The sequence below is a fragment of the Halococcus agarilyticus genome, from assembly GCF_000334895.1.
GTDB lineage: Archaea > Halobacteriota > Halobacteria > Halobacteriales > Halococcaceae > Halococcus > Halococcus agarilyticus.
In genome coordinates this window covers 1-17,927 of record NZ_BAFM01000033.1, presented here as the reverse complement: position 1 = coordinate 17,927, position 17,927 = coordinate 1, and the positions used below count along the sequence as shown (strand labels likewise).

Annotated in this window: 18 protein-coding genes; 6 read left to right on the top strand and 12 right to left on the bottom strand. The window is 55.5% G+C overall.

Annotation, left to right across the window (positions count from 1 at the left end; genetic code table 11):
* Positions 1 to 65 precede the first annotated feature (65 nt).
* Positions 66 to 872, top strand: coding sequence for a hypothetical protein (locus tag TX76_RS17845; protein ID WP_154019134.1), 807 nt, complete (start codon positions 66 to 68; stop codon positions 870 to 872).
* Positions 873 to 1,105: 233 nt separating this feature from the next.
* Here TX76_RS17845 and TX76_RS17840 read toward each other — a convergent pair whose 3' ends face one another.
* From TX76_RS17840 to TX76_RS16515, 11 genes are all read right to left on the bottom strand, one after another.
* The gene (locus TX76_RS17840) at positions 1,106 to 1,279 is read right to left on the bottom strand and encodes a hypothetical protein (RefSeq protein WP_154019133.1); all 174 of its coding nucleotides are present in this window, start codon (positions 1,277 to 1,279) and stop codon (positions 1,106 to 1,108) included.
* 17 nt (positions 1,280 to 1,296) lie between these two features.
* A complete protein-coding gene (locus tag TX76_RS16560; protein ID WP_049904062.1) occupies positions 1,297 to 1,626 on the bottom strand; it encodes a DUF7718 family protein in 330 nt (109 codons plus the stop codon).
* Positions 1,626 to 1,943 (bottom strand): ribbon-helix-helix protein, CopG family, encoded by a 318-nt coding sequence (locus TX76_RS17835; RefSeq protein WP_154019132.1) that lies wholly within the window; start codon positions 1,941 to 1,943, stop codon positions 1,626 to 1,628. Before TX76_RS17835 ends, TX76_RS16560 begins: the two co-directional genes overlap by 1 nt.
* A gap of 62 nt (positions 1,944 to 2,005) precedes the next feature.
* A complete protein-coding gene (locus TX76_RS16555) occupies positions 2,006 to 4,072 on the bottom strand; it encodes a type IV secretory system conjugative DNA transfer family protein (protein WP_049904060.1) in 2,067 nt (688 codons plus the stop codon).
* Positions 4,072 to 4,545: a hypothetical protein gene (locus TX76_RS16550; protein WP_049904058.1), complete on the bottom strand. Its 474-nt coding sequence runs from the start codon at positions 4,543 to 4,545 to the stop codon at positions 4,072 to 4,074. The genes TX76_RS16555 and TX76_RS16550 overlap by 1 nt, the downstream gene beginning before the upstream one ends.
* Before the next feature lie 135 nt (positions 4,546 to 4,680).
* Entirely contained in the window at positions 4,681 to 5,046 is a 366-nt protein-coding gene (locus TX76_RS16545) for a hypothetical protein (RefSeq protein WP_049904057.1), read from the bottom strand.
* A gap of 524 nt (positions 5,047 to 5,570) precedes the next feature.
* On the bottom strand, positions 5,571 to 6,278 hold the full coding sequence (locus TX76_RS18455) for a hypothetical protein (protein ID WP_049904056.1): 708 nt from the start codon (positions 6,276 to 6,278) through the stop codon (positions 5,571 to 5,573).
* A 357-nt stretch (positions 6,279 to 6,635) separates the two neighbouring features.
* A complete protein-coding gene (locus TX76_RS16535) occupies positions 6,636 to 10,253 on the bottom strand; it encodes an ATP-dependent helicase (protein WP_079890881.1) in 3,618 nt (1,205 codons plus the stop codon).
* On the bottom strand, positions 10,246 to 11,190 hold the full coding sequence (locus TX76_RS16530) for a hypothetical protein (RefSeq protein WP_049904054.1): 945 nt from the start codon (positions 11,188 to 11,190) through the stop codon (positions 10,246 to 10,248). The genes TX76_RS16535 and TX76_RS16530 overlap by 8 nt, the downstream gene beginning before the upstream one ends.
* A complete protein-coding gene (locus TX76_RS16525) occupies positions 11,183 to 13,390 on the bottom strand; it encodes a PD-(D/E)XK nuclease family protein (protein WP_154019131.1) in 2,208 nt (735 codons plus the stop codon). The genes TX76_RS16530 and TX76_RS16525 overlap by 8 nt, the downstream gene beginning before the upstream one ends.
* Before the next feature lie 390 nt (positions 13,391 to 13,780).
* Complete coding sequence (locus tag TX76_RS16515) at positions 13,781 to 14,032, bottom strand: hypothetical protein (RefSeq protein WP_049904047.1); 252 nt, start codon at positions 14,030 to 14,032, stop codon at positions 13,781 to 13,783.
* A 180-nt stretch (positions 14,033 to 14,212) separates the two neighbouring features.
* Here TX76_RS16515 and TX76_RS17830 point away from each other — a divergent pair, with 180 nt between their 5' ends.
* Genes TX76_RS17830 through TX76_RS16505 form a run of 3 tightly spaced genes read left to right on the top strand, consistent with a single transcriptional unit; the run spans position 14,213 to position 16,373 of the window.
* Positions 14,213 to 14,383, top strand: coding sequence for a hypothetical protein (locus TX76_RS17830; protein ID WP_154019130.1), 171 nt, complete (start codon positions 14,213 to 14,215; stop codon positions 14,381 to 14,383).
* Positions 14,376 to 15,365, top strand: a complete 990-nt coding sequence (locus tag TX76_RS16510; RefSeq protein ID WP_049904045.1) for a DNA-methyltransferase — start codon at positions 14,376 to 14,378, stop codon at positions 15,363 to 15,365. Before TX76_RS17830 ends, TX76_RS16510 begins: the two co-directional genes overlap by 8 nt.
* Before the next feature lie 60 nt (positions 15,366 to 15,425).
* Positions 15,426 to 16,373: a hypothetical protein gene (locus TX76_RS16505; protein ID WP_049904043.1), complete on the top strand. Its 948-nt coding sequence runs from the start codon at positions 15,426 to 15,428 to the stop codon at positions 16,371 to 16,373.
* A gap of 11 nt (positions 16,374 to 16,384) precedes the next feature.
* Here TX76_RS16505 and TX76_RS16500 read toward each other — a convergent pair whose 3' ends face one another.
* The gene (locus TX76_RS16500) at positions 16,385 to 16,657 is read right to left on the bottom strand and encodes a DUF7692 domain-containing protein (RefSeq protein WP_049904041.1); all 273 of its coding nucleotides are present in this window, start codon (positions 16,655 to 16,657) and stop codon (positions 16,385 to 16,387) included.
* A 375-nt stretch (positions 16,658 to 17,032) separates the two neighbouring features.
* On the opposite strand from TX76_RS16500, the gene TX76_RS16495 reads away from it, so the two are divergent.
* Entirely contained in the window at positions 17,033 to 17,668 is a 636-nt protein-coding gene (locus TX76_RS16495; protein WP_049904039.1) for a hypothetical protein, read from the top strand.
* 41 nt (positions 17,669 to 17,709) lie between these two features.
* A partial coding sequence (locus TX76_RS17825) for a hypothetical protein (RefSeq protein WP_154019129.1) occupies positions 17,710 to 17,927 on the top strand: 218 nt, incomplete at its 3' end.

Here is a 17,927-nt window from a genome sequence, read left to right as displayed (position 1 = left end):
CGAAGAGAAGGATATAATATAGTATATGAAACATTTGAGGAGTTTTTTGTTGATCAGTAGTTCAGATGGAACACAACCGAGATCCAAAGTTCGAGATACAGTATTTACTATCTTTGATAGTGGCTGTGTTGGGGTCACTAAGCTCGAAGAGTATCTCTCCATATGTTCCAGAACCAACTGCATATATCCTCTTATTTCTCATATTCACTCATATCGTCGTTTTCAACCTTGTTTACACCCTACGTCGTGCAACTGAATTCGAACTATCGGAAGTTAGTACCCTTGAGACTGGAACTCACTGGACCTTATATGGGATTACTGGATTGTTTTCATATCTGCTTACATCTGTTGCGTTTCAATGGGGACGTGCCATTCTGTCTATCCCGTTAACGGGAAGTATTTCGATCCAACCTTTCGGCTCAATACCTCATAGAATACTTTTTGAGTACGTCGCTCCTGTGCTAGTAGTGCTAGTTATGGGTGGAATTGGTTGGAGGAAAATCACGCCGTCCATCCGACAAGCGAGAGACATCGAGATCTCAGTCGTTCCAGACGAGATCCAGGTGTTCCACACCTTTGACTCCACCCGTCCACTCCATGTGAATATAGAGAACAAAAGCGATTCTGAAATATCTTTTACAACCATAATCGAACTTCCAGAAGAAATTGAGTGGCGATACCGTGAGACAAATACCGGAGAAGGGACATTCACCGACAAGGCTAATATTCCACCTTCCGGTGGACATGAGCCCTATAATGTAGAACTTCGTTACCAAGGTGAAGAGAGAATGTCCAGAGAGGTAGAAATTGTCATACTGAAAGGAGAAGACACGTATCGGGACAGCGTCGTCTTGACTCTAGAAGAATACTGAATAGTGTGTGTTCTTGAGTTTAAGCCTCCGGCTACAGCAGTACCGCCGAAGAATCCCGGCCCTCCGGGCCGGCCAAAGCCCGACCGCGTACCCACCCTCCACTCCCGACCCACCTCCACGGTCCTGCTCGCGCGCACAGCGCGCTGTGCGGGCTTTCGCAGGTGGTGGTTTAGCGGGAACCTCTTCGCTACTACATCGCTCTCAGCGTTCTCTCAGATCCAGAACGAAGTTACCTACTCGTCGGGCCGAACCGAGTCAGGGAGATCGGAATAATCACCCGACTCAATCATCTCTTGCATTTCTCCGGACTCCCAGAGTTCGGTCATCGCATCCCAGCCCTCGACGGCCTCCTTGCCGCCTTCTTCGAGCAGATGCTCACGCGTCGCCTCTTTCGATTCGTCGATCATCGCTTCGAAGCTGGGAGTTACTTGTTCAGCCACGATTTGTACCTCTCTATCAGCTGTTCGTTGCGCGCTTGTAAGTAGCTGATGCTGAAATTCAGTCCGGCCTTTGGATTCAAGCGTGGGAAGTCGCGATCGACGTCGTATTTCTCGCCGTCTCGGTAGATATCCATGTGAAGGCCCTCTTCGCGGATGTCGTGCGTCTCTGGATCGTGGTCGAACCGCGCAACCTCCATCCACTCATCTTCGATCCAGCACTCTAACTGCACGACGAACTGTGTAACCCGTGGGCCGTCCGACTCAAGCGAGTACCAGAGACGGCCATCAGGATGGGTTATATCGCGGTAGTGCATCACTCAGGCTCTCCGGTAAGCCACCACCACGCTCGTGTCCACGCAGGCTTTCTGCGCCGCTCACGATCACGCTGATCCTGGTCGCGTTGATCCTCGGCATACCGGACGAGCTCGTTGCGCTCCTTGCGCTGGTCGAGCAGCTGCCGACGCTCGCGATGAAGTCGTTCGTTCTCTTGCTCGAGCTCATCAGCCTCCTGTGAACGGCGTATGAAGTATCGCATCACTTCAGATTTCGAGGAATGAGGGCCATCTTCCCCCGCTAAATCCTCGATTCGCTCAGCCTGTTCATCCGATACAGACACCGTGATGCGGGGCATGCGTGCAAATCTGCACGCAGCTTCATAAGTCTGCGTCAGACACGCGAAAACGCCGGTCAGGGTTAGTCATCAGCGGGTAATTCCTCCCGATCGGGTGCTTCCGTTCCCGGCTCGGGTTCTCGTTGGTTCGGTGGCTCCTCCTGGTCCGGTTCTCGCTCTTCGGTTCGTCCAGCAGCGTAATCCATCGCCTCACGTTCCTCGTCGAGCAGCGGCAGCCGACCGTGGACCCACCCATCGTTTTGGATCACGATGGAGTCGTCCACCGCTAGCGACGTCAGTTGGTCGTCCGAGAACGCTTGTTTCAGTTCCCGCTCCCTGTCCACCGCTACCTCGACGCCATCGTTGTCGTACTGCGATATCTCACGGATGTGCCACTGTTCAGCGATCAGTCCTTGTGCGTGCTGGACCGTGTTCGCGTTCACCCGCTTGATGACGCCCCGCGTCAGCCCGTCGAGGAGCGCGTCGCCTCGATCTCGGTTGTAGGTGTCCGTCACCTGCTTGTAGCTCTGTATCCCCAGGATCGCCCGAGCACCCATGCCCCGCCCGACGTTCACGAGTTCCTCCATGTTCCCTACCGCGGGAACCCGCGCGAACTCGTCCAGGAGGAAGTAGCTCTCGCCCGATAGATCGCTATCCAACGAGTACCGAATCGCCCACTCCATGAAGAACGAAAACGCCGGCTTCGTACTCTGTCCCCGCCGTGGATCGTACCGCAGCAGCAGCTTGCGTCCCTGTGGGTCCTGAATGTAGTCCCGCACCGAGAAGTTCCCCGCCTTGGCGAAATCACCACTAAATACCTCCTGTACCTGCTGCTGGAACGTCGCGAACACGCCACTGGCCTGCCCCTCTGCTTCGGGATCGAGCGCCGACGCCGCCGCCACGAGATCGGGATACTCCGTCAGTGCATCGTAGAGCTCCGTCGGTGTCGTGGATTCACAGAACGACACGAGGTCCGCGTTCGTCGGGAACTCGTCGTCCTCGTCGAACTCCCGGTAGAGGTACTTCAGCACCGCCCCGAACAGCTGCCGCGCAGCTTTCGGGAAGAAGTCGTCACTGTCATCGGCCGACTGGAACAGCGCGCCCGCGATCTCATCGAAATCGCTCTCACGCTCGGCCTCGCGAAAGATGTTCCAGTGATGAGTTGAATCGCTGATAGAGAGTTTGATAACGTCGTCATCCGCGAAATGGCTCTCCCAATCGCCCTTGTAGTCGAACACTACGTAGGAGTCGGTCGGCGAGGAGACCCACGGATGGACGAGCAGCTTGATCGTCTCGGTTTTCCCGCTCCCGCTTTCACCGAGCACGAACATTCCACCCTCACCGGACACCGAGATCGCCTCGATGATCCGCGGCTTCCACCACGGTCGCTTGGGCTGTACTTCCTCGACGTCGATCGGAAGCGGGTAATCACCATCAGCGACGACACCACGCATCCAGCGCTTCGTCAGGTAATCTCGAGTGTCGCGATAGATCCGATAGAGCAGGTAGAGCGCGATGATACCCGGAATCACGAACGCGACGATCGTGATCCCGAGATCCGTCCAGAACCCGTAGGGCGTCCGCCCTTGCAACGGTAGCAGTATCCCAGTGACTGCGGACAACGCCGGAGAAGCAACCGTTATCGGTAATCCAGCCGCCGCGAGTGTCCGTGATTGGGAGTGCGCGTTCTCGTGATCCGGTTCGAGCACGTTCTCTTCGAGCAGCTGTTCTTCGAGTCCGTGTTCGCGCTCTTGATTCTGGAAGTGGTCGCGAGCGTTCTCACGCACGTTCTGGAGGTCCTCTTCGTCGGTCCAGAGGTCGGCCTTCTCGCCAGTCACCGCAGCCTGGACGTGGGGATGATCCGTATCACGGTGAATCGCGTAGCAATACTCCGCGGTCGGTCGCTCCTCGATGTGCTGATTCAGCGTTTTGCGAGCCGCCAGCGACATCGCTTCGTCGGAGAGATCCTCGCCGTTCTCCGGCGAGAGAATCCACTGTTCTTCGTATTCGTAGTCCTCGGAGCGGTCGATGAACGCCTGAATCTCCTCACCGTCCATCTCCTCGCCGCTGGCATTATACAGCTGTTCGCGACCGATGTAGCTCGTGAGCGCGCTCGCGTCCCGCTCCTGGTAGTCCTTTCCGGCGTACATCACTCCTCACCTCGGAGCTCGTCGACGAGGCTCTCGTCGTCATCACTGCCGGACGATTCTCGGTCCGCATCGGCGTTCTCAGCGACACCATCGAGATCGGCATGTGTATCGTCGAGGTCCTGACGGAGCCGACGCGAGCCGGTTTCGAGGGCGTCACGCCGAACCCCGTCGGTGTGATCGCGCTTGAGAAGTTCGAAGTTGGCGGCGGCGTACGCCCCCGCTTTGGCGTTCATCTCACGCATCTCCTCGGAGGCTTGCCGAATCTCGTCGGCAGCCTCGTTCATGAGCGCGCGGATACGCTGTTCAGCCCGAAGCTCGGAGGCAGCACGCTCCTGTTCGTCGCGCTGGAACTCGCGATGAATGAGGTCGTTCAGATACTGGGATCGAGAGATACCTTCGACCTCCGCGCGCCGGTCGAGCTCGGCTTTAGTCTCATCCGAGACGTACGTCGCGATCTCATTGTCCCGGCTCATCGATCACGCTCCATTGACCAGCCGGTGGCGGGGGACATCTTCATGCGGTAGCGGTCGCGGTGGTGGAGCGGTTGCGAGAGCGGAGTGAGCACTGATCGACGAGACACAACCCCACGATGGGACCGCGGCTGTTGACTACGAATCACCGAACTGTTCCTCCAGTTCGTTCAGATCAGCAGGTGGATCAGCAAGCTCATCGCCTGGGTCGGGAAGCGCCGCCCATCCGAGATACTCCCCGATGCGATCGGGGTTCTGAAAGCGAATCCACCTCTGTTCGAATGAGCCGTCGGTGGGGATCCAGCCAGACATATACGCAAGCTGGAAGGCGAAACTGACCTTCGACTCGGAGCCGGGAGCGAAATCAACAACGAAGCCACCCATCGCATCAGGTTCGATCCGCTGGACGAACGAGCCGACGAACGGTTCGAGGAGTTCATCGAGAGAGTGAGCTTCCGCATTGGCGAGTGCCCACCGTCGAGTCGCAGCAGCGCGCTCACTCATCGCGATCCTCCGCAGCCGGTCGCAGTCGGGGTTCCGAAGCGCGCGCGAGGAACGTGCGCGCCGAGTCGAGCGGTCGCGGGTGCGGAGCGGTGGGCGGTGCGGCAGGGGTAGCGGCGGCGGCGGTCCAGACGGTCCTGAGCGGAGCGAAGGCCGTCTGGCAAGATAAAGCCGCACCGCACTTTGAGGATAATCGCGGTACAGCGCCACGATTATAGTGAGGTCCTGATACTCTCACCATAGCAGTCAGTTGTGCCATCGTTTACGACCGCCGAGGAGATTCACTTAGGCGTTATCGTATCGTGGCAGCAGTTTCACAGAACCGATACGCTCAGTTACTCAGGAGCGAGCGGCACTGACACCTGTCGTCAGTGGTTGAATCACCTGCTTTGTTCTCTCTCCTAGCTGTGAGGCTGCATGAGGCGATTTACCCGTCAGTAATCGACCGATGCATGCACCGTGTTCGTTCGTGGAACGATTATTCCTGTTTTCGAGCTATCGTTTGGCAGGCGGTTCTCTGACGGGGATCACGTTGTGGCCGCTGACGACGAGTGACAGTCACCACTCCTTGCTGGTTGGCCCTCGATTAGCATCTTGCCGTGGCGGTCGTGATCGATGAACTCGATGCGTCCCTTCGAGAGTTCTTCGAGTGCTTCGGCGGCGCGGTAGGCCTGCCGCCACGCGAGCTGTTCGCCGGTGGCTGTTCGGAGGAGTGTTTTGAGGTCGCTCTTGAGGACGCGACCCTTGGGTGTCTTGCTGGACCACTCTTCCCAATGATCGAAGATCGCGACGGCGCGCTCGATGGAGGGCGTCATATCGATCCCGGTGTCTTCGGCATCCATCTTCGAGATCCGCTCGATCGGGGTCAGATCCGGGCGTTGCATGGCGGTTTCGGGAGCGTCACCCCCACCCTTTGACCCGGCAGAACCGGCTTCCACATCGTCGAGTTGCTTCTCGACGTCGACGATATCCTCGATGATGTGTCCGCGGCTGGCATCGGCCCGGTCGACGCGTTCTCTCAGTTGGTTGTTGGTTTTCCGCAGCTTGTGGTTCTCGCGAGCGAGGGCGTGATGATCCTGGCGCTGTTGCTCGCGAGCCTCATCGAGTTTGGAGTGAAGTTGCTCGTTCTCGTCTTCGAGGGCGTCAACACGACGCTGAAGCTGCTGTAGTTGATCCTGCAATACATCGTCCGTCGGTCCGGTAGATTCAATACCGGTGGCTCCGTCTGTGCTCATAGAGGTTAACTCTCCTCGGTTTCGGGGATGGTGGGACATCCCCGGCCCGCGCGGTTGTTTTGGCGAGCTACTGCTATCACCGAAGCCTCTCAACTTGAATCTATGGGACACGCCCCTCCGATTCCGGAAAGGTAAAAATGAATACATATCCTACTAACTCGTGATTCTTGGAATGAATCAGGAGTTTGTTACGGTCGATGGTGTCTTCTGGCGACCTCGTGTGTCACATCAATACCCGGTGTTTTGGAGGTTAGGGGGATTGAAATGGCCGATATCGACTTTTGCTACTTCAATCTACGCGAGATGCAGCTCGAGGAGGCTATTCTACAATGAGAATCGTATTATTAGCCCGTTTACCTAACTCGTTTTGTGAGGTGTTGAGTCTACGCTCTCGATCACGTACTCGTTATCATACGCATGTTCGTCCGGTGCACAGCCCAGGGACCGGTGTGGACAATGCCGACAATGCGACCCGGGCTCCGCTTCCCATGACGGTGAATCCGCGGCCTGCAACATATCTACAACGTCATTCCAGCTACCCTCGAGCTCGTCGCGGTGGATCAGGTCAATCTTGCCATCGGTACCACCGGCCTCACCGACATACACGTACCCGGCCCAGTCCACCGGTTCATCGAACAACCCCTCACAGGCACGGAGGTACAGCAGCAGCTGGGATGAGGACGCGATATCCCGTTTCTCGAACGTCGACTTGTAGTCTAGGACGGCAAGGCCCTTGTCCGGCACCTGCCGCACCGAATCCATGTACCCGACGATCGGTCCATCCACACCGGGAACGCCCGTCACTTCGAACGGGAGCTCAGCGGCGACCGGCTCCCACTCCAGCAGGTCTGTCGCGAACAAGCGGTGGATACAGGCTTTCACCGCGTCACGTACTGATTCCAGGTCCCGGGCACGCACGATCCGGTCACAGATCGCCAGCCATTCGTCCTCCGCGGTATCGTTCCGGTAGAACGCCTCCTCGGCAACGGCGTGGAACACGTCCCCGACCTTCCGCCAGCTCGGCTCATCCGAACCGCCGACCGCTGCGTCTGCCGGCATCGGATCATCGAACCCGTATAGCACGTGGTCTAGTAGGTGGCGGCGCGGACAGTCCGAATACGTCTCCAGCGACGTGTGACTGTGCTGCACCAGGAGCTCCGCACCGTCCTCGAAGAGGAGTGACGACGGATAGATATCGTGTGCTGTCGGGTCTTGCGGGGTCAGGTTCTCCTCGAAGATATCCTGCCCCAGCTCATGGATCTCGTCGATCGCCTGTTCGAGGTTCAGTTCGTCCTCGTACCGGTTGTAGTAGGTGATCGTGCCCGGCGTCACATTGGCCGCCTGCTTCACATCATCAGATAAATTAACTACCGTCTCCGGATACCGATCCTCAACTTCCTTGAACGCATCCGTGATAGCATCCCACAGTTGCATCTGCGGCTGTTCGAGCGACCACCGAGTATCGACATCTGGAAATGTTGCTTCAAGAAGTTCCCCCGGTGATTCGTGGGCGAGTGACGCCTGATCGGATTTCTCTCGCAGATCGGAAACCATAGTTTTGTAATCCGCTATCTCTTCCGGCGGCTGACTAAACAAGACGAGGAGCGATTCTGCCCGCGTCACACCCACGTGGATCGTACGCCACTGTTCCTTCAACTCCTCTTGATAGACGGATTCAACCAACGGATGCGTGAAAACATCTTCTTTGATATCTCGGATAATGGAATCAAAGCGATGTGCACCCCATACCGCATTCTTGTTTGACACCCACTCATCATCTTCCAGATAGGGAAACAGCACTGTATCAAACTGCAGACCTTTGGCTTGGTGAACCGTCAATATATTTACTTTATTGTTGGACTGGGATGCGATGCCGATCGAGAGATCGTCATCGCGGCCAGAGAGTGACTCTGCAAGGCTGTCGACAAAGCCTTCGGAGAACCGGCGGAGCACATTATCGCTCTCGTATGCCTGCATGAACTTCTTGATCCGGTCCAGTTGTGCACGGTCTTCTTTCTGCAAGTACCACTGGATGCGAGTCTTGTTGAGAAACGCGTTGTAGAAGTACGACAGGGAATGACTGTCCTTGAGCTCCCGAAGATCGTTGAGGTCGGTCTGCGCCTTGGTTACGCGGTCTGGATCAATCAGGGACAGGCTGCCAATATCATCGTGGTTGATGACTGCCTCATAGAGCGAATCCACTGGGGCAGTCTCGAGGGCTTTCAGGTCATCCTCACTGACACGGTATACCAGCATTAGCACCCGGCGAAGATGCATGTCCGCCTCCGAATCGACAAGCACCCGGAAATACGAGAGAATGGTCTGGACGCCTGGCTCCATCTCTGATTCACTTGAACCATCGATCCGGTACGGAATTTGCCGGCTTCGGAGGCTTGCCGCGACCTTCCTGGCCTGTTCGTTTTTCCGTACAATCACCGCAATATCAGCTAACGACCGCTCCTCAATGTCGTCAAACCCGTCTTCCAACAGCTGAGATATGGTCGTGGCAACTTCTTCGGCGGTCGACTGTTGAGTCCACTCGCCGTTGACGAGTCCCAACCGTGCTTGATCGCCTTCATCTCGTTCGACAATAGGATCACCATCTGGAGTCTCGGCATCGCAATCATCGGATATCAGCCGCTTAGAATCATATGCCGCACACTGATTTGCTAATTCCAGAATTTCCTGGTCTGACCGGAAGTTTCGTTTGATATCGAGCTGTTCACTCTCTGCAAAGTTATCCCCAAGATCGTTCAGTCCCTCAGGGTTCGCTCCACGCCATCCGTAGATAGCTTGGTCCACATCACCAATTGCGAGGAGTTGCGCATCGTCTCTACATAACCCTGTTACGACGTCCATCTGGATGTCGTCTGTATCCTGAAATTCGTCGCAGAAGACGTAGTCCCACCGACTACGGATTTCATCCCCGATCTGTGTGTCGTTGATCAATGTGTCAGCCTTATAAATCAGTTCGTCAAAGTCGAGGGCCCCCCGGGAATCAAGCTCGTCCACGTAATCGTGGTAAATCTTCTGCAGCTCATATATTTCCTCCAAAGCCTCGATATAAGACTTCAGATGGCCGAACGGAGTCTGATATATATCGGGCCACCAGCCTTTGTGGACATCGTTATAAAATAAGGCCTGTGGCAAGAATCCCAACGCCGCGTCCGAGTCATTACGAAGCAACGCCTCAACCATGTCTGTCAACTGCTCCATATAGGAGAGGTACGTATCGATCGTGTCCCAGATGTCCGCTGATTGATTCTGGGCCACTCTCCGCCATCGCGTGAGAGCATCTTGATATTCCTCAATATGGGCAAACAGCGTGGGATAATCCACGTCATAGTTATCGTCTACTAGGTTGTGCTCATCTGTATCAAAAAACTGAACAGTACGTTCTAAATCGACGGTAAGACGCTTGAGGTTCTTGATGGCGAGTTCCTCGGGCAGGTATTCATCGACATCATCGGGAGTGATGGCTTCTTGCCGCATATCCCAGATATAGTTTTTTGCCTGCTTGACAACTGTCTCAGTGTTGGCCTGGCGCCGTGAAACGTACTGATAGTCGTTTTCTTCGATCAGCGATCGGATAATTCGCAGACGCTGGTCCTGAGTGATTACCTCGAAGTCAGGGTCAATTCCGAGAACATAGGCATACTCAGAAATAAGCCGATTGCAAAATGAGTGATACGTATAAATATCGATATTATACGCCTGGTCGATAGACAGCTGCTCCGCGTCGGTGATACTCTCTTGGATTGATGACGCTGCCTCATTCGCGAACGTCAGGACCAGCATCCGGTCCGAGGGCGGAGCATCATCCGCCGTAAGCATCTGTTCGATCCGCCACCGCATCGTCGTGGTTTTCCCTGAACCTGCGCCCGCGTCGACGCTAATGCATTCTTTGTCAGTATTGAGTACATCCTCTTGACCGCCTTTTGGAGTTGGCTGATCTGGTTGCTCTGATTCAGACATCGAACATCATCTCCCGGCTAACGGCTTCTTCGCAGCCAGCGGCGTGCGAACAATTTTGGCATGTGTTTTCGACGACTTGACGGAAGCTCCCATCCCAGTGCTCCTGCTCATTGAACACTTCTACCGGGCTATACGTTTTGTCCGCGATGTTGTCATTCATCCAGGCAATCGCCTCGTCTATTGTTTCTCGGGTATCAGAGAGATATCCCCCCATTCGTCGGTAATCGATCTCTGCATCACATCCATCAGCGGATTCAAAAGTGGTCTCCATGACGCTTAGGTACATCAACTCAGCACCGGTACCGTCGCTACTGTACTCATTCAAGGCTTCTTCCGCGATCCGTGCAGAAAGAACGGTTCCGACCTGTTCGGGCTTGTAATCTCCTCTCTCGAGATGGTTCTTGGCGATTTCTGTTTTATTCTCCCACGGAACTCTACTTCCCCAGAGCGTATCGGTAAGCCGAACGCCCACGATCTGGTTGTCAGTGGCTATGATGTAATCGACATTCGTTCCGACCTCGTTCCCATTAATCGTGGCCGTCAACGTGATATCGGGACCGATCACGGGTGAACCGCAGATGGCGGCCGCTTGTTCGATCTGCTCTAAGTGCGTCGTTCCAATCGCGTCGAAGTAGGCGTCTACCCCGGCCTCGGCCCGTATCTTCTCCGTGGATTCCTGCTCGGACGAGTGGAGATTTACCGCATCGGCATACAAGTCCCATGCCACATCAAGTGCCTCGATCGCCCCGTCACGAGGATCTACACCGTTGCTTCGGGCCTCACTGTATCCGGTGCAGATCGTTTTCCGGAGCAACTGCTGGAACCGGTCCCGTTCCTGACGGGTGTCACCGGTTAGTTCGGTCACGTGCTCGAATTCGTACTTCTGCGGACACAGGAGATACGTCGTCAGTTCCTGTGCGGTGAGGCCGTTAGTCACTGTGGACCACCTCCCCGCGAGCCAGGGCAAATTGACTGGCGACTGCGTCAGCGAACACCGGGTCCACGTCGTCCTCCGACAGCAGCGCCTGGATTACACCAAACACCTTTTCGGTCTCCTCGATCTTCGCCGTTTCACCGGTGTGCGCGGCGTTGACGATCTCCTCCAGCTCGTCCCATGGCTGATCAAGGATGTATTCGGCGACCTTCTCCCGTGTCCGGACTGGGCGGTCATCGCTTTCGGGCAACAGATTGTCGACCGTGATTTGGTCTTGTTCCTTTAGAAGGGACAGATACCGTGATCGGTTGTATGCACGGCCCAGCCCGTTGTCCTCTGATTCATAAGTACAGAAGTACAGGTTGTCCGTGGCCGCCCGGGCACCGAGCGCCAGTTTCCGGCGCTCCCGGTGGTGATAATACGCATCGAAGGCACTGGTCGACCGGTCCCCGGTGAAGGTGCCGTACGTGGCGTCGATCTTGTTATCTTTAACCTCGGTGATGGCCGGGTACCTCGGCATCTCCGTCAGCCACGGTTTCGGGAACAGCGGTGTCAACCGCTCCCCGTCGGGATACTCCTGATCCACTACGTTCAGCAGGAACACCGTGTTGTAGGCCTCGTGTTTGACGCCCTGGATATCGGTCACCGCCACGCCGTGCATCCGGGGTGCGGATTCGATCGTGTGCGTGTACGCCGCGTCGAACCGGATCGCCCGCTCCAGCACATGTTTGAACGTAGGCAAGTCGCTATCCAGCAGGGTGGTCTGATCGATGAACCGGGCCAGGTCAGTCACCCGCTCGATGTTCTGGAACTGTTCTTGGATCTCGATATGACTCTCGCCGGTCGCGACGCGTTCTTTCAGGTCGGTGTTGACGATCCACCGGTTTAGCCGGGTCTCGAGCGACCCCGTGTTACAGGCTTCGGCGAGCTCCGGTGAGAAGCCGTCCACCCGGGCGGCCAGCCAGGACTCGGCGTCTGCATCCCGGTTCAGCAGGAACTGGACGAAGGCGTAGAGCTCGGTGACGGCCGGGTCTTCAGCGAGTGCGGGTGCGCCCACCGTCTGGGTGGGTAGGCCGGCGGCCCGGAGATGGCGGCGGGCTTCTGACAGCCGGTCACCGAGGCTGTTCACGACGACGGCGAAATCGTTGTACTCCACATCGGTGTCGTGCCGGAGATATTCGATTTCGTTGGCGACGGCACTGATCTGGTCCCGGAACGTGGATTCGTGGAGGTGGACAGCGGAGACGGTGTCCGCGGGGTCGGTGCCGGTTGCCAGGAACGAGGCGATCTGTCCCGGATCGGTATCGGAGCGGTGGGTTCTCCCGGTGTCTTCGAGCCTTGCGGGATCACCGGGGTCGAAGTCGATGACACCGTCGTCACGGAGATCGTCTATCTCACCTGGCTCGGTCATCACGCGTTGGATGCTGGCGTTGCGTTCCCCGACCGCGATCAGATCTGCGTCACCCGCGAGCTGGGCGAGGTACCGACGGTCATTCGCCGTGTATTCTTCGAATTCGAGGGCGAGGATCGCTTCGAACCCGGAGGCCACATGGTCGTAGGTGGTGTCGTCCTGCAGTGCGTCCGTAGCGCGGGGAACGATGTTCGCCCGTTCGACCAAGCCGTGGGCATCCAGCCGGTCATGAAACCGATCATTGAGGCGGGCAAGTGCCGCGATCAGGATATGTCGTTCAGTATCGCCGTCCGGTGGTGTGAACCCACCTTGCCGGGTGGCCTCGAGGAGGACTTGTCCGACGTCCCGGCCGAAGCTGTCCTGTTCGCTGGCGATCTGGAAGAACTCGATGACGTCTGCTCGCTGGTAGTTGTCTGGCCAACGTACATCATCGAACCGGGTTGTGGCCTCGTCGATGAGTGTTTCCCAGTCCGTGAATTCGATGACGTCAGCGAGCAGTTCGATACGTTGTTCGTATGCTAGCCGGTCGATATCTGGATCGTTGATCTCGACGACGTGGGAAGCGTGTTGCGGCAGTGATTGGACGTTAGGATGGACCATAAGTCCGAGAGTGTTCTGGATATGATCGGCGAGTGCGTCCAGATTGCAAGGAATACGTTTCAGGACGAGAATGTCGCGGGAATCGTGGTCTTCGAGAAGTTCCTGGTAGGAGGCGGCGAACTGGTCGGCGAGTGGAGACGGCGAGAAATCGAGTGTGTAGAACTTACCAGTTAGAAGATCATCAGTAGCCATTTAGGACATCAACCTGACGGGGAATACAAAATTGTTCCCATCTAATTATTAACTGACACTTACTGGATCGGTATTTTCCCTCTGAAAGCGTATTCGTATTGTCGCTATAGGGATTAGCACTGTTATTCCGATATCACGCTTGTCGAAATCGGTAGCAGCGAAAATCGATAAACGTGGGAAAGTAGGAGATTGACTGATAACCCCTATAGTTGTCCACTCTATCAGTTCACGAAATGGAAGAGCGAGCAGCACTCTACGGTATACTAAACCGATAGCGGGCACGGAAATTGTTGTGCATTACTCTATAAAATTGCGCATTAGACAATCCCTTGACTCTTGAGATGAGTAGGGAACTGCCCCCTTGACTTGAAACGAATCCACTGTTAGACGCTACTCCTCCTTGATCTTGGTAGCCTCATGTTCGCACTCCGGGCATCGGGGAGGCTCTTCGTCATCAACTCCCAAGTTCATCTGACCTTCGTATCGGATATGCCCGCTTTTGCACTCGTATTGGGGCTCCTCTACCAACTCGCCGACGAGCCGCAGCGTTCGACCACTATGCTCGCGTCCTACGAACACCCGTCCCTGATTGTCGATCTTGTTCTCGGCGGTTATGTCCGGGTTCTTGACTATGGTCTTCATGACTCGGTTCGTCTAATGGACTGGAGTCTAATACTATTTGTGCCACTACGTAGTGGGACTATCAATCCACACTACTAAGTGCCCGAAACGTGTGATCGGTGGTAGGTACTCGGGAAAATCCCATCAAGAAGGTGGGTCCGGTGTTCCATCACCGAACCCGGGTGCCGGGATGCAACCGGCATGATCGAGAACGACACCAGCGGACAAGAAGGCGGCGCATCGATTGATCAACAGCGCGCACAATGGGGAATGGCTTGGGTTCACGATGCGTGCGAGCGGCTCGGCGACGAACCAACCGGCAGTCTCGAAGATTACATCACGCCCCGCATGGAGAGTGAGTGTAATGACTGACGGTGACGACCTCGGAGAGCGGGTTCCTGCCAGTTGCAAGTATCTCTTGGAGATGTCGGACAACGAGTTGAAATCCGAGATTCCGGCGCTCGCCCGTGATCAGGGCCGGATGGGAGAGATTGAGAAGGCAGTGAAATCGCTGCCCTCTCACCACGAACTCTATCAGGGCGATGCACGCGACCTCTCAATGGTAGACGAAGAGAGCGTCCACCTCATAGCCACCAGTCCGCCCTACTTCAATCTCAAAGACTACGAGAACGGGGTAGCGGAGGGCCAACTCGGAGACGTCGATGACTATGAGCAGTTCAACGAGATGCTGGATCAAATCTGGAAACAGTGCTATGAGAAACTCGTCCCCGGTGGACGCCTCTGCGTGGTTGTCGGGGACGTCCTCCGGTCACGGAGCGAGCATGGCCGTCATCGAGTCGTACCGCTCCATGCGAGCATCCAAGAGCACTGTACGGAGATCGGCTATGACAACCTCGCGCCGGTCATCTGGTACAAGATCGGGAACGCCTCGCTTGAGGCCGGTGGGAATGCGCGGTTCCTCGGCAAACCCTACGAACCAGGAGCGGTCATCAAGAACGACATCGAGTATATCCTGCTGTTCCGCAAGCCCGGCGGCTACCGTTCGCCGTCAATCGAGAAGCGTATCCTGAGCACGATTGAGGCTGACGAGCATCAGAAGATGTTTCGCCAACTGTGGGACGACATCACGGGTGAGAGACAGGGCGAGCACCCCGCTCCGTATCCAGCTGCACTCGCCGAGCGGCTCGTTCGGATGTTCTCTTTTGTGGGCGATACAGTCCTCGATCCGTTTGCCGGGACGGGTTCGACCGCAGTTGCCGCTTCGCGCGTCGGTCGCGACTCGATTAACATCGAGATCGAGCCGAAGTACGTTGAGATTGCCGAGGAGCGGATTCACGACGAGCGAGGGACGCTCACCAACTACCAGAACCTCACGGTCAACATCACGCGATAACGCGCCGATCAGGTAGTAGATCCACCTACCTTTATCCCTCTGTCACTACCTGCGGAGAGCATGAGCCACGCCTACGGGGACGAGAGGATAGTTGAGTGGCTACGAGAGAACGAGTATCACCCCCGTTCCCCGAAGCATGGCAGCGTCAGTTGTATGGCTCTACTCGATGATTTGCTCCACAAGAGCGACTTATTCCGCGAGGCCGCCGAGGAAGGACGGATCGTTTACAAGGAGGACTTCACAGTTGGCGAGGGAGAACTACGCTGGAACGTCGATTTAGTAGTTGGTCCACCGGAGGGGAATGGCCAAACTGCTATCGGTGGTGATCGGCCCATCGCCGAGGGAGAACCCGCCGAGGTCTGGCTGGCGGTCGATGCGAAGTCTGTAATGACGGAGCACGGGAAGGCTCGCCGGAACCGACAGCGGGACATCAACAGTTTCGCCGACATCATGCACCGGCACTATCCCGGCTCAGTGTCGGGTGGTGTGATTTTGTTGAACATGGCTGAAGAGTTCCGCAGTCCGCTCCGCGACGAGGGCGACATCACCGACCACGTCAACATCGAGCGACTGGTCGAGGAGACGGTCGAGATTTTCCGCACGATCGAACGCTCCGAGGGAGAGATTGATCCGAACGTAGACGCGGTGGCGACCGTCGTGGTCGAGCACACCAACATCGATGACGACGAGGAGACCGTGCTTATCGAGGAGCAACCCGCTCCCGGCGAGGGCTCGATCGTCGCCTACCAGAACTTCCTCGATATCTTGATCGAGACCTTCGAGGCCCGCTTTTTGATCGGCGAACCGCCGAACATGGCCCAACTCCGCGAGGCAGACACTCACCGGAACGAACTCAACGAGCGGGCGGTGGAAATGTCGCACCAGATGTATCAGATCGGTTCTGCCATTGAGCAGGACGAACTGGAGGAAGCGGATATAGAGGCGCTTCAAGACACGATGGATCGACTTAGAACGCTCCTCGATGAAATCGAGGAGAGCCATGTGTAAGCGACCATTGGTCACTCGTCCGCTCGTGCCCGCTGGCTCGGATTCACATTGAGGTCGGCCTCTATTCGATACGCTAAGTCAACTGTTGGCGTCGAGAGAACCTCTGCAAGCTCTTCAGTCATATCGGGATGATGGACAGCCTGATCGAGGTTATTCAGCATCCGGAGCGTGAACTCTGTCGAGAAATCAAAGGCTCCTGATTTGGTCCCTTCATCGGTGGCTTGCATGATACGGCGCAGCTGGTCGAGCCGATACTCGTGTTTCCCGTCGGTTTTGATTCGCATTTATGTTGACCCGTGAGTTCCTTGCACATCGACTAGCTTAGAAGCACTGATTTGAGTGACTGACCGCTATTTGTTTATATGTGGTTTCGCATCACTGGTTAGGATCTCCCGCAGAAATGTATCCAATCGAGATTCCTTGCACATCGGAGAGCCAACTCAATGTGCAAGGAGGCGGGAGCGATTTCGTTGGCGTAAAACCCCGTGCAGTCACATCAAAATAGAGTTTAGCTGCTTCCAAGGATTCTTGCCCACTATTGCACGGTGAAGGCTGGCACAATCCCGTGGTTCCCCGTTCAGTGTGTTTCTATCTATTTCGCAGTACAGAGCCATAAAACGCAAACGTGATAGGGAGTTAGACTCACCCATACACGAAAGATGACTGTAGATGACGAGAGATTGCGGGAGATTCTTCGACTTTTCAAACTCTATCAAATACGGATGATCATTGAAGAACGAGGGACAGACGCCACGAGCAACGACCAAGAAGAGCTTATTGATGCATTAGTGGACGAAGAATGGACTGATGGGGAGTTCGAGGAATTGATAGATATGTTGCAAGTGTTTGGGCAAGAAGGACGCCCTCTTGGTTACTATATCTGTGTTATTGAAGAACGTCCAGAGATAGAAACACTTGCAGAGTATCTCAGGCAGGATGAAGCGGAATTTGACCAAGAAGGGGGTCTCGTGGAGGGTGGATATGAAATAAACGAAATCACAGATACAGAGCTGGAGGTTACTCGTTGGAAGGTTGATATTGGTAAAGACTTCAATTTCCGGACGCGTGAGATCGAAGTCTCGGAAGACATAAAACCACTATCTTTTAAAGTAGATACTGACGAGGAACGGGTGTTTGTTGAGACAAATCAATATGGAAAAGCACGAAATATAAGCACCACATTGGAGAAATCAGGTTTTGAGTTCAGTGACATCGGACACCGAAACATGTCTCCAGAGAATGCGAACGATAGAGTGCAAGCGTTCGTGGAATCTCTAGAGGAAGAGGTAGACTGAGAATGCCTAGTACGCTTGAAGTTGACTTAGTTCGGTTTGTGATGAGTGGTGGTGGGTTGGAAGACGTAGAGATTGGTGGACGAGAAGATATCTTCACTCATCCGGAAGTGGAGCGATTTTCGGACCGGGGTGGAAAAATCGTCAAAATAACTGGAGAGTTTGTTCTCGATGGGAGAAAATTCAATTTCTCAGTCAGCTACGCTCCATCAACAGGTCTTGGACGTGTGATGGTCGAAAAGAAGGGAAGAAGAACTAGGCG